The 12242-nt window shown below is 66.6% G+C and carries 12 protein-coding genes; 8 read left to right on the top strand and 4 right to left on the bottom strand.

What is annotated here, in order from left to right; genetic code table 11:
* Positions 1 to 27: 27 nt before the first annotated feature.
* Genes hisG through hisS form a run of 3 tightly spaced genes read right to left on the bottom strand, consistent with a single transcriptional unit; the run spans position 28 to position 3424 of the window.
* Entirely contained in the window at positions 28 to 717 is a 690-nt protein-coding gene (gene hisG / locus BMX57_RS11425; RefSeq protein ID WP_092366795.1) for an ATP phosphoribosyltransferase, read from the bottom strand.
* A complete protein-coding gene (locus BMX57_RS11420) occupies positions 714 to 1802 on the bottom strand; it encodes an ATP phosphoribosyltransferase regulatory subunit (RefSeq protein WP_092366793.1) in 1089 nt (362 codons plus the stop codon). Before BMX57_RS11420 ends, hisG begins: the two co-directional genes overlap by 4 nt.
* The gene (gene hisS, locus BMX57_RS11415; protein WP_092366791.1) at positions 1802 to 3424 is read right to left on the bottom strand and encodes a histidine--tRNA ligase; all 1623 of its coding nucleotides are present in this window, start codon (positions 3422 to 3424) and stop codon (positions 1802 to 1804) included. Before hisS ends, BMX57_RS11420 begins: the two co-directional genes overlap by 1 nt.
* Positions 3425 to 3560: 136 nt before the next feature.
* Between hisS and BMX57_RS11410 the strand changes: the two genes are divergently transcribed.
* The 5 genes from BMX57_RS11410 (at position 3561) to BMX57_RS11390 (ending at position 9392) form a co-directional block, all read left to right on the top strand.
* Positions 3561 to 3755 carry a SlyX family protein gene (locus BMX57_RS11410; RefSeq protein WP_092366789.1) on the top strand — a complete coding sequence of 65 codons (195 nt, stop codon included), beginning with the start codon at positions 3561 to 3563 and terminating at the stop codon, positions 3753 to 3755.
* Between the two features lie 208 nt (positions 3756 to 3963).
* Positions 3964 to 5118, top strand: a complete 1155-nt coding sequence (dprA, locus tag BMX57_RS11405) for a DNA-processing protein DprA (protein WP_092366786.1) — start codon at positions 3964 to 3966, stop codon at positions 5116 to 5118.
* 195 nt (positions 5119 to 5313) lie between these two features.
* A complete protein-coding gene (topA, locus tag BMX57_RS11400) occupies positions 5314 to 7920 on the top strand; it encodes a type I DNA topoisomerase (RefSeq protein ID WP_092366783.1) in 2607 nt (868 codons plus the stop codon).
* Between the two features lie 126 nt (positions 7921 to 8046).
* Entirely contained in the window at positions 8047 to 8751 is a 705-nt protein-coding gene (locus tag BMX57_RS11395; RefSeq protein WP_092366780.1) for a CoA transferase subunit A, read from the top strand.
* The gene (locus BMX57_RS11390) at positions 8751 to 9392 is read left to right on the top strand and encodes a 3-oxoacid CoA-transferase subunit B (RefSeq protein WP_092367204.1); all 642 of its coding nucleotides are present in this window, start codon (positions 8751 to 8753) and stop codon (positions 9390 to 9392) included. The genes BMX57_RS11395 and BMX57_RS11390 overlap by 1 nt, the downstream gene beginning before the upstream one ends.
* A 48-nt stretch (positions 9393 to 9440) precedes the next feature.
* Here the strand turns inward: BMX57_RS11390 and BMX57_RS11385 are convergent, their stop codons facing one another.
* Positions 9441 to 10310, bottom strand: a complete 870-nt coding sequence (locus BMX57_RS11385) for a lytic transglycosylase domain-containing protein (protein WP_092366777.1) — start codon at positions 10308 to 10310, stop codon at positions 9441 to 9443.
* Positions 10311 to 10661: 351 nt separating this feature from the next.
* Here BMX57_RS11385 and BMX57_RS11380 point away from each other — a divergent pair, with 351 nt between their 5' ends.
* The 3 genes from BMX57_RS11380 (at position 10662) to cpaB (ending at position 12140) form a co-directional block, all read left to right on the top strand.
* The gene (locus tag BMX57_RS11380; RefSeq protein WP_092366774.1) at positions 10662 to 10853 is read left to right on the top strand and encodes a Flp family type IVb pilin; all 192 of its coding nucleotides are present in this window, start codon (positions 10662 to 10664) and stop codon (positions 10851 to 10853) included.
* A 163-nt stretch (positions 10854 to 11016) separates the two neighbouring features.
* Entirely contained in the window at positions 11017 to 11142 is a 126-nt protein-coding gene (locus BMX57_RS21020; protein WP_268236021.1) for a hypothetical protein, read from the top strand.
* A gap of 140 nt (positions 11143 to 11282) precedes the next feature.
* Complete coding sequence (gene cpaB / locus BMX57_RS11370) at positions 11283 to 12140, top strand: Flp pilus assembly protein CpaB (RefSeq protein WP_092366769.1); 858 nt, start codon at positions 11283 to 11285, stop codon at positions 12138 to 12140.
* Positions 12141 to 12242 lie beyond the last annotated feature (102 nt).

The raw sequence follows: 12242 nt of genomic DNA, 5'->3' as shown, positions 1-12242 counted from the left end.
CCCGGCGACCCGCCAAGCCCCGCGAGGTCAGCCGATCCGGTCGAGCAGCGCCCGCAACACGCCGCGATCCGAACCTTCGCAGGGCGCCACCCGGCTGCGCCACAGCGTCGCCTGGCTGCGCAGCACCGGTCCGTCCGACAGCACCTTGAGGTGATTTGCGCGCAGCGTCTCACCCGTCGAGGTGATGTCGGCAATCGCCTCGGCGGTCTCGTTGGCCACCGTGCCCTCGGTCGCACCCTGGCTGTCGACCAGCGTATAATCGGCCACGCCATGGGCGGTCATGTAGTCACGCACCAGCCGGTGATACTTGGTGGCGATGCGCAGCCGGTGGCCGTGACGCGCGCGAAAGGCCGCGGCCGCGGCATCCAGGTCGTCCAGCGTGTCGACATCGCTCCAGCAGGCCGGCACCGCCACGATCAGGTCGGCCTGGCCAAAACCCAGCGGCGCGATCTCCTCGACCTGCTGTTCCCACCGCGGCAGCTTTTCATGCACCAGGTCGGTGCCTGTCACGCCCAGATGGATGCGCCCGGCGGCCAGTTCGCGCGGGATCTCGCCCGCCGACAGCAGCACCAGCGCCAGCCCGTCGATGCCCTCGACCTGGCCGGCATATTCGCGCTCCGACCCGGCCCGGCTGAGCGTGACGCCGCGCCGCGCGAACCACTGGAACGTCTTTTCCATCAGCCGCCCCTTGGACGGCACGCCGAGTTTCAGGGTCATCCGCCGCGCGCCTCCAGCTCGAGCATCAGGTCGGGGCGCAGCACACCGCCTACCGCCGGGATCTCGGCCCCCGCGCCCAGCTGCCGGGTCAGCGCGTCATAGCGCCCGCCGGTGGCGATGGGCGGCAGGTCCGGGCGGGATTCAGCGTAGAAGCCGAACACGAACCCGTCGTAATACTCCATCGAGGTGCGGCCATAGGATGCCTCGAAATCCAGCCCGTCCACATCGACGCCCCGTTCGCCCAGCGCCTCGATCCGGGCCTCGAGCCGGTCGAGCGCCGGGGTGATCTGCGGCAGGTCCACCGCCACGTCGCGCAGGCGCTCCAACGCGAAGGGCATCGTCTCGCGCACCGACAGCAATGTCTCCAGCGCCGCCATGTCACCCTCGGAGATCGGCGGCGCGGCCGCGTCGGCACGCAGTGCCGCGATGCGCGCGGCCACCTCATCGGCGCCGCGCTTGCCGATCTGGGGCACATCCGGTGCCTCGGGCGTCTCGCGTGCCAGCAGCGCGGCGCGGGCCGGCGGCACCGGTGCACGCCCCGAGTAGCGTTCCAACAGGGCGCGGAACCGGCGCGGCCGCCAGATATGGCGCATCAGCGCCGCCTTGCGCGGCTCCGCCGTCTGCAACCCCTGCACCGCGGCCAGCAGGATGCCGATATCCCCGGTCGCGGCGCGCAGGCCCAGCCCCGACAGCGCATCGGCGATCAGGGCGAACACCTCGGCATCCGCCGCCGCCGGATCGGTGCGGTCGAACACCTCATAGCCGACCTGCACATATTCATTGGCCCGGTCCGGATCCTGCTCCTGCCGCCGGAACACCTCGCCGGCATAGGTATAGCGCGCGGGTTCGGCCCCGTGGGCCATGTGCATCTGCACCACTGGAACGGTAAAGTCCGGGCGCAGCATCTGCTCGCCCCGAAGCGCATCCGAGGTGACATAGGCCCGCCCCCGGATGTCCTCGCCATAAAGATCCAGCAAGGTGTCCGCAGGCTGCAGCACCGGCGTTTCCACCGGCTGCGCGCCCAGCGCCTCGAACCCACCGCGCAGGTCGGCGGCGCGGGCCAGGATGTCGGCACGCGCCGGCATCAGGCGTAGCGGCCGTCGGCGTCCAGCAGCCCGTGGCTGCCCAGGATCTCGCGTACGCCGGTCACCAGCTCGGCGCGCGGCAGCTCGAACTGGCTGGGGCGTTCCTTCCATTCCTCCAGCGTGGCGCTTTCTGCGATCTGCGCGCCCAGGATCAGGTCCTTGACCTGCACGATCCCGGCGGCCTTTTCGTCGCCGCCTTCGATGATGGCGACAGGCGATCCGCGCCGGTCGGCGTATCTGAGCTGGTTGCCGAAATTCTTCGGATTGCCCAGGTAGACCTCGGCGCGGATGCCGGCATTGCGCAGTTCGGCCACCATCGCCTGATAGTCGGCCATGCGGTCGCGATCCATCACCGTGACCACGACGGGCCCGCGAGCGGCGCTCTCGATCCGCCCCTTCTCGCGCAGCGCGGCCAGCAGGCGGTCGACACCGATGGAAATGCCGGTTGCCGGCACTTCCTGCCCGGTGAAGCGCTTGACCAGATCGTCATAGCGCCCGCCGCCTGCAACGCTGCCGAATTGCCGCTTGCGGCCCTTCTCGTCGAGGATCTCGAATGTCAGCTCGGCCTCATAGACCGGGCCAGTGTAGTAGCCGAGGCCACGGACGACGGAGGGGTCGATGACAATCCGGTCGGGGCCATAGCCCTGGGCGGCAAGAAGGTCGGAAATCTCTCCGAGTTCCTGGAGGCCTTGGAAACCAATTTCGGTTTTGCCGACAAGTCGCATCAGGTGATCAAGCACACCCCAGTTCCAAACCCGCCCTGCATGTTCGCTTTTCTCATGTGGATCAGAAAGCCTAGTGCCCATTCCGCCGGGGATCCGGTCATCAGATTTTGGGGGACCATTCTTGAGTTCATCTTCAACGATTGCATTGGAGTTTAAGAATGCAACAACGGTGTCGATTTGCTCGTCGCTCAGTCCCACCCCGCCGATATAGGCCCCCGAGGCATCGAGCCGCCCTTGGCCCAGCAATTGGCGCACACCCGTCTCGCCGACCTTGTCGAACTTGTCGATGGTGCGCAGGACGGCAGCCTGCTTTTCGGCATCTTGCAAGCCTACAACCTCCAGCACGCCGTTCAAAACCTTCCGGTTGTTCACCCGGATCAGGTAGTCGGCGCGCGCGATGCCCACCGCCTCTAGCGTGTCGGCCAGCATGGCGCAGATCTCGGCATCGGCGGCCATCGAGGCCGAGCCAACCGTGTCCGCATCGCACTGATAGAACTGCCGGAACCGCCCAGGCCCCGGCTTCTCGTTGCGCCAGACCGGTCCCATCGCATAGCGGCGATAGGGCGTGGGCAAGTCGTTGCGGTGCTGGGCATAGACCCGGGCCAGCGGGGCGGTCAGGTCATAGCGCAGCGCCAGCCAGTCGCCCTTGCCATCCTCATCGGCCTCCTGCCAGGCGAACACGCCCTCGTTGGGGCGGTCCACGTCGGGCAGGAACTTGCCCAGCGCCTCGACCGTCTCGACCGCGCTGCTTTCCAGCACGTCGAACCCGTAGCGGTGATAGACGCCCTGGATCCGGTGCAGCATCTCGGCGCGCTGAGTCACCTCGGCGCCGAAATAGTCGCGGAACCCCTTCGGCGTCTGCGCCTTGGGGCGGGGCTGTTTCCTGGGCTTGGCCATCGGTGTCCTCGGGCGGCGTTGTCCTCGCGGCGCGGTCTAGCCCAAGCCCCGCGCCGGGGCAAGGCGGCGCGGGTGCGGGGCTGGCCAGCCCGGGCGCGCGGCGATAGACAGGGCGCAACCGACAGGAGGGCCGGACATGCAGCAGCTGGAAGAGCGGATCGCGCACCTTACCCGCGTGGTGGACGACCTGAGCGAGGTTGTGGCCCGGCAGCAGGCCGAGATCGACCGGCTGGGGCGCAGGGTCGAGATGCTGGTGCTGCGCGAGGCGCAGCGTGATCAGGACGCCTCGGGCGGGGTGATCCTGGGCGACGAACGGCCGCCGCATTACTGATCCGCGGGTTTTCGCCTCGGGCGGACCGGCGATTCGCGGCTCCCGGCGCGGGGGAGCGCAACGAGCACTGCGCCGGGATCGTGTAATTACCCCTGTTTTCCTGGCATCGGCCATCCATTCGCGAGAATCCGAGACGAATTTTTGGCGATTCACGCGGCGTTAACCCGCCGGGCGCTAGACCTGTTCCTGCAAACAGGCGGAGCGACGGATGACCGAGGACGACACATCTTCCTATCACCCCCCCCCCCCCCCCACCACGGAAGACGACCGGTTTTCGTGGCTCCGCCTTTTGCGCTCGCGCCGGGTCGGCCCGGCGACCTTCCGGCGCCTGCTGGCCGAACATGGCAACGCGCAATCCGCTTTGGCCGCCCTGCCCGAGGTGGCCCGCGCCGCCGGCGTCGAAGACTACCAGCCCTGCCCGCCCGCTGTGGTCGAGGCCGAACTGAACGCGGCCCGCGCGGCCAACGCGCGTCTTCTGTGCCTGGGCGACCCCGATTATCCGCGCCAGTTGATCGACCTGGCCGATGCCCCGCCGGTACTGTGGGCGCTGGGCGACGTGGCGCTGCTGAACCGGCCAGTGATCGCGCTGGTGGGCGCGCGCAACTGCTCGTCGCTGGGCACCCGCATGGCCCGCGCCCTGGCGCATGATCTGGGCAAGCAGGGCTACGTCGTGGTCTCCGGACTGGCGCGCGGCATCGACACGGCCGCGCATCTGGCAACGCTCGAGACCGGCACCATCGCGGTGATGGCGGGCGGTGTCGACGTGATCTACCCGGCCGAGAACACGCATCTGGCGGGCGATATCGCCGCGCGCGGCCTGCGCCTGTCGGAGCAGCCGCCGCGCATGACCCCGCAGGCAAGGCATTTCCCGCGCCGCAACCGGATCATCTCGGGCCTGGCGCAGGCGGTGGTGGTGGTCGAGGCGGCGGCGAAATCCGGCAGCCTCATCACCGCGCGCGACGCGCTGGACCAGGGGCGCGAGGTTCTGGCGGTTCCCGGCCACCCCTTCGATGCGCGCGCAGCGGGCTGCAACATGCTGATCCGCGATGGCGCACATCTGGTGCGCAACGCCGCGGATGTGATTGCCGCACTGCCGCCGCAAGGCGAAGCGACCGTGCAGAAGCCGCCCGCAGATCTGCTGGCCGACCTGCCGCCGCCTCCGCCGCAACGGCGCAGCCTGCGCGAGAGCGCGGCGCTCCACCAGAAGGTGCTCGACCGGCTGGGCCCCTCACCGCTGGCCGAGGATCAACTGATCCGCGACCTGGCCGCCACGCCGGGCGAGGTCGGGCCGGTTCTGGTCGACCTGGAGCTTGACGGCAAGATCAACCGGCAGGCCGGTGGATTGCTGTCCCGCGCGGGATAGGCCGCGCGGCCACCTGCACCACCGCAGATCGCAGGTCGGTCTCCGACCAAAATGCGGACACGACCGCCCCAATCGGCCACACGCGATGGGTCGAATACCGCGCCGAATTCGCGCGGATTGACAATCGCCCCTTGCACCCCACATGGTGCCCGGCCATAGAAAGAGCCCGTTCCGCCATGTGAGGTTTTCACCTAAATGCCTGTAGTAGTTGTAGAATCCCCGGCCAAGGCAAAAACGATCAACAAGTATCTCGGCCCCGACTACACGGTTCTGGCGTCTTACGGGCATGTACGCGACCTGCCGCCCAAGGACGGTTCCGTCGACCCCGACGACGAATTCGCGATGACTTGGGAGGTCAGCCCCGACAGCCGCAAACACGTCAAGGCGATCGCCGATGCGCTGGCCGAGGACAATGCCCTGATCCTCGCCACCGACCCCGACCGCGAGGGCGAGGCGATCAGCTGGCACCTGCAGGAGGCGCTGACCAAGCGCCGCTCGATCAAGAAGGACACCGACGTCAAGCGGGTGACCTTCAACGCCATCACCAAGGACGCGGTGAGCCAGGCGATGCAGAACCCGCGCGAGGTCGACCTGCCGCTGGTCGAGGCCTATCTGGCGCGGCGGGCGCTCGACTACCTGGTGGGCTTCAACCTCAGCCCGGTGCTGTGGCGCAAGCTGCCCGGCGCCAAGTCGGCGGGCCGGGTGCAGTCGGTCTGCCTGCGGCTGATCGTCGAGCGCGAGATGGAGATCGAGGCGTTCAGGCCGGTCGAATACTGGTCGGTCAAGGCGGTGTTCGAAACCCCGCGCGGCCAGACCTATGAGGCGCGGCTGGTCACGCTGGCCGGCAACAAGCTGGACAAGCACGACATCTCGAATGCCACCCAGGCCGAACTGGCGGTGCAGGCGATCACCAGCCGCGCGCTCAAGGTCACCTCGGTCGAGGCCAAGCCGGCGGCGCGCAATCCCTCCGCACCCTTCATGACCTCGACCCTGCAGCAGGAGGCCAGCCGCAAGTTCGGCATGGGCGCGCGCCAGACCATGAGCACCGCCCAGCGCCTTTATGAGGCGGGTCACATTACCTATATGCGAACCGACGGCATCGACATGGCGCCCGAGGCGGTCACGATGACCCGCGACGCGATCAAGGACCGCTATGGCGCCGAATACGTCCCCGACGGCCCGCGCATCTACAAGAACAAGGCCAAGAACGCGCAAGAGGCGCATGAGTGCATCCGCCCCACCGACATGGCGCGCGACGCCAAGTCGCTGAAGCTCACCGAAGAGGATCAGCGCAAGCTCTATGACCTGATCTGGAAACGCACCATCGCCTGCCAGATGGCCGCCGCGCGGCTGGAGCGCACCACGGTCGAGATCGGCAGCGACGACGGTCAGGTCGGGCTGCGCGCCACCGGCCAGGTGGTGCTGTTCGACGGGTTCCTGCGCGTCTATGAGGAAGGCCGCGACGATGTGGTGGACGAGGACGACAAGCGCCTGCCGCAGATCATGCAGGGCGATCCGGCGGTCTTTGCCGGGACCTCGCTCAAGGATCAGGCCGACAAGGCGCGGTCGAACGACAGCGGCGCGGTCCTGTCCGACAACGAGGCGGTTCTGGCCCTGCAGCACCACACCCAGCCGCCGCCGCGCTATACCGAGGCGACGCTGGTCAAGCGGATGGAGGAGCTGGGCATCGGCCGCCCCTCGACCTATGCAAGCATCGTCACCACGATCCAGGACCGCGGTTATGTGCGCAAGGACAAGAACCGCCTGATCCCCGAGGAGAAGGGCCGGATCGTCACCATCTTCCTGCTGAACTTCTTCCGCCGCTACGTGGGCTACGAGTTCACAGCCAACCTGGAGGAAGAGCTGGATGACGTGAGCGCCGGCGGGCGCGACTACAAGGATCTGCTGAGCCGCTTTTGGCGCGATTTCTCTGCCGCCATTTCCGAGACCTCAGAGCTGCGCATCACCGAGGTTCTCGACAAGCTGGACGCCGCGCTGGCGCCGCAGCTCTACCCCCCGCGCGAAGACGGGTCCGACCCGCGCATCTGCCCGAAATGCGGCGAGGGGCGGCTGCATCTCAAGACCTCGCGCACCGGCGGGTTCGTGGGCTGCGGCAACTACCCCGAGTGCCGCTATACCCGCCCGCTCTCGGGCGATCCCGACGACAGTGGCGACCGGGTTCTGGGCGAGGATGACGGCGACGAGATCAGCCTCAAGACCGGCCGGTTCGGGCCCTATGTCCAGCGCGGCGAGGTCACGGAAGAAAACAAGAAACCGCCGCGCGCCAGCCTGCCCAACACCTGGTCGCCCGACGACATGGACCTGGACAAGGCGCTGATGCTGCTCAACCTGCCGCGCGAGGTTGGCCCGCACCCCGATGACGGCGAGATGATCGAGGCGGGGATCGGGCGCTACGGGCCCTACGTGAAACACGGCAAGCTCTACGCCAACCTCAAGCAGGTCGACGAGGTGTTCGAGATCGGCATGAACCGCGCCGTCGAGGTGCTGGCGCAAAAGGCGGCCAGCCGCGGCGGGCGAGGAGCCACCGCGAAGCCGCTGAAGGAGCTGGGCGAGCATCCCGACGGGGGCGCGGTGAACGTGATGGAAGGGCGCTATGGGCCTTACGTGAAGTGGGAGAAGATCAACGCGACCTTGCCCAAGGGCGTCGAACCCGCCGACGTCACGCTGGAGCAGGCGTTGGAACTGGTCGCCGAGAAGGCCGCCAAGAAGGGCGGCCGCAAGAAGGCTGCGCCCAAGAAAAAGGCGGCGCCCAAGAAGAAATCCACCGCTAAGAGCGACTGATCCCAAGCCCACTGCGATGGTCTTGTGTGCATTGCGTAGAAATACGCGATGCCTCCGCGCTTGATTGACTTCGCTCCGGCGCGGCGGCAGAACCGGGCCATCACCAAGTCATCGGGAGAGGGATCCATGAAGAAAGTCTATGCCACGGCCTCCGAGGCGCTGGACGGGGTGCTGCATGACGGCATGCTGATCGCGGCCGGCGGGTTCGGCCTGTGCGGCATTCCCGAACTGCTGATCGACGCGCTGGTCGAAAGCGGCGTCAAGGATCTGACGATCGCATCGAACAATGCCGGCGTCGACGGGTTCGGCCTGGGGAAACTGCTGGAAACGCGCCAGATCAAGAAGATGATGTCGTCCTATGTCGGCGAGAACGCCGAGTTCATGCGCCAGTATCTCAGCGGTGAGCTGGAGCTGGAATTCAACCCGCAGGGTACGCTGGCCGAGCGCATGCGCGCCGGCGGCGCGGGCATTCCGGGCTTCTATACCAAGACCGGGGTTGGCACGGTGATCGCCGAGGGCAAGGAGCACAAGGAGTTCCGCGGCGAGACCTACATTCTCGAAGAGGGCATCTTTGCCGATCTCAGCATCGTCAAGGCCTGGAAGGCCGACGACACCGGCAACCTGGTGTTCCGCAAGACCGCGCGCAACTTCAACCCGGCCGCGGCCATGTGCGGCAAGATCTGCGTTGCCGAGGTCGAGGAGATCGTGCCGCGCGGCAGCCTGGATCCCGACCTGATCCACCTGCCCGGCATCTACGTGCACCGCCTGATCCAGGGCGACCACGAGAAACGGATCGAACAGCGCACCGTGCGCAAGAGGGAGGACGCATGATGGCCGGAGACGCAAAGGGCTGGGACCGCAACCAGATGGCCGCACGCGCGGCGGAAGAGCTTGAAGACGGCATGTATGTGAACCTCGGCATCGGCATTCCGACGCTGGTGGCCAACTACGTGGGCGACAAGGACATCACCCTGCAATCCGAGAACGGGATGCTGGGCATGGGCCCCTTCCCCTATGAGGGCGAGGAGGATCCCGACCTGATCAACGCCGGCAAGCAGACGATCACCGAACTCAACCGTACGTCCTATTTCGACAGCGCGACCAGCTTCGGCATGATCCGCGGCGGCAAGATCGCCGCGGCGATCCTGGGCGCGATGGAGGTGGCCGAGAACGGCGACCTGGCGAATTGGATGATCCCCGGCAAGCTGGTCAAGGGCATGGGCGGCGCGATGGACCTGGTGGCCGGCGTCAAGAAGGTGGTCGTGGTCATGGACCACACCAACAAGCATGGCGACAGCAAGCTGCTGAAGGAATGCACGCTGCCGCTGACCGGCACCGGTGTGGTGGATCGCATCATCACAAACCTGGGCGTTCTGGACGTGGCCGAAGGCGGGCTGAAGATCGTCGAGCTGGCCGACGGCGTGACCGAGGACGAGATCCGCGCCGCGACCGACGCGACCATTGTCAACTGATCGCGCGATCCGCGCATGAGACGGCCCGCCAGACCCGGCGGGCCGTTCTCAGTTCAGCGTCCGGAAGACACAGCCATCGGTCACCAGAACCGGTGGTGTCGCGCAGAGCGAGCGCGCGACCTGGAAGGCGGCCAGCACCTTGGGCACATAGTCCCGCGTTTCGGCAAAGGGCGGCACGCCGTTATGGTCGCGCACCGAACCTTCGCCGGAATTGTAGCCGGCAAGCACCAGGATCGGATCGTTCTGGAACTTGCCCATCAGCCAGTCCAGGTACTTGACACCGCCGGCGATGTTCTCGGCCGGAGACAGAGAGTCCTTGACCCCGAACCGGTCGGCAGTGGCCGGCATCAGCTGCATCAGGCCCTGCGCCCCGGCGCTGCTGACCGCGTCGTGCCGCCCCGAGGATTCCACCGCGATCACGGCAAGCACCAGCGCCGGCGAGACCTTTGTGCCGACCGTCGAGCGCAGGATGTCCACGCCGCGCTCGCCGGCGATCTTCTGCATCGCCTGAAGCCGCGGCGCCGCGACCCCGCCCGCCGAAATCGCCGCCATCGCCTCGTCGAGCCGTCCTGGCCCCGATGCGGCGCGGCTGGGCGAGACCTTGTCCCAGAACCAGTCATAGGCCGCCTTGGACGCGGTGCCCGGCGTGGCCGGCAGGGCGGCGGCGACAGGAAGGACCTCGGCCTCCGGTATCACATCGGGTTCCTCGTCCCGCATTCCGGTCGAACCCGCCTTGGGAGCGGCGGCGTGTTCCTCGGCGGTGATCTGGACGGTCACACGCGGCCGCGCCCCCGGTTTCGGGGCCGACACCCGCTTGAACACGGCACCGGTCGACTCGGCCCCCGCCAGGCTTGTGCCCAGCGGAAACCCGATCGCAGCGGCCAAGGCCGCGCAAATCAGGGATGTGCGGAGGTTCATCTGCTCGCCTCGCGTTTTCTTTGCGTACATTTTCCGCCGATCTGGGCCGAAAATTCCAGAAAAACCCTGTGAATTGAGGCGTTTTCGCCCCAATTGACACCGTTTTGCATCGCTTGGTTTCCGGGCCGTCGAGGCCATCCATATTTTTCTCGTTAAAAACCAATGCGCTATGGGAAATATGAGCGAAAAGTTAAAATCTGGCGCGAGAATCCGCGATTTGGCCCAATTCCTGCCACGGGCCTTAGGCAAACATACATCCATACCGCGACGGACAGGGCCGATGAGAGAGAGCAGGCCCAGACGGACGGCGAGGTAAGCGAAACGTAGTGAGATCCTTAGGAGGGACGTACCATGATCAAATTCTTCAAGAACTTCCGCGCAGACGAAGACGGTGCCGTGACGGTTGACTGGGTCGTGCTGACCGCAGCCGTGGTTGCTCTGGCAGGCGTTGCATACACCGGCATCAAGGGCGGTACTTCGACCCTGGCCGGCAGCATCTCGACCGGCATCGGCGGCATCTCGGTCAGCGACCCGACCAACTAAGCGGGCTCCATCGACCTGATGTGACGAAAGGGGCTGCGCCGATTTCCGGCGTGGCCCCACTTTTTTGCCGCCACCCGAAAGGGATATTGCTGCCATGACATGTTTTCTGAAAAGATTTTTCGCGAATGAAAGCGGCGCCATCACAGTTGATTGGGTTGTTCTCGTGGCCCTGGTTGTCGGATTGGTCGCCGCGGCTTTGCCGCTGGTCTCCGACGGGACCGAGGAGGCGTCCGACACCGTTGGCGAGTTCATCGAGCTGCGGCCGGTGGCGCAGCCGACCTGGAACTAATTGTTCAGGTTTGCCGCCCCAAAGTCGTCGATCTTCCCTGATTTGGACACAATCGTAACCTAAAAGTTTATATCGGGTAAACCGAGGGGCAAAGGCCCCCGGCACCCGGAACGACTGGGGTAAGAGAAAGAGGTGCAGGTATGCGTGCGGTATTCGGTCTTGTCTTGATCGTGGGGGTGGCTCTGGCCGGTGGGGCCGTGATGATGGCCCGCAACTACATCAGCGCCTACCAGGAGGAATTGGCGCGCGAACGCGCGGCCCGGGCGGATGTCGTCCCGATCCAGGAGGTCTATGTCGCGGCGCGCCCGCTGCGTTATGGCGAACGCCTGAACAAGGATGCGGTCCGCGCGGTCAAATGGCCTGTGGATGCGATCCCCGAGGGGTCCTTTACCAATGCCGACGAGCTGTTCCCGGTGGACGAGCAGGACAACCGCTATGTCCTGCGCTCGATGGAGAAGGACGAGGCCGTCCTGGGCGTGAAGATCACCAAGATCGGCGAGGATGCCGGCCTGACCTCGCGGCTGGAGCGCGGCATGCGCGCCTTCGCGATCCGGGTCGACGTGGCCTCGGGCGTCTCGGGCTTCCTGCGGCCCGGCGACCGGGTCGATGTCTACTGGACCGGCGGGCTGCGTGGTGCCGTCGAGGGCGCGCAGGGTGAAGTGACGCGCCTGATCCAGGCCAATATCGATCTCGTGGCGGTCGACCAGACCGCCGGCGGCGATGTCGAGCGCGCGACCATCGCCCGGACCGTGACCGTTGCTGCCCGGCCCGAACAGATCGCGGCGCTGGCGCAGGCCCAGAATACCGGCCGGCTGTCGCTTTCGCTGGTCGGCGCCGAGGACGACACGATCGCCTCGGCCATCGAGGTGAACCAGCGTTCGCTGCTTGGCCTGGGCGAGCTCGAGGCCGCCCCCGAAGCCATCGAGGAGAAGGTCTGCACCGTTCGGACCCGTCGCGGAGCCGAGGTCGTCGAGATCCCGATCCCCTGCACAAACTGAACCGTATCAGCGGTTTACCGACCCGGGGCCGCGCCATTGGCGCGGTCCCTTCCTTGTTTGTTGTTGCCAGTTGTCCACATAAGTTCCCGAGCGGAACCCGTT

It is taken from the genome of Cribrihabitans marinus (genome assembly GCF_900109035.1).
GTDB classification, from domain to species: Bacteria; Pseudomonadota; Alphaproteobacteria; order Rhodobacterales; family Rhodobacteraceae; genus Cribrihabitans; species Cribrihabitans marinus.
This window is presented reverse-complemented; position numbering and strand designations above follow the sequence as displayed.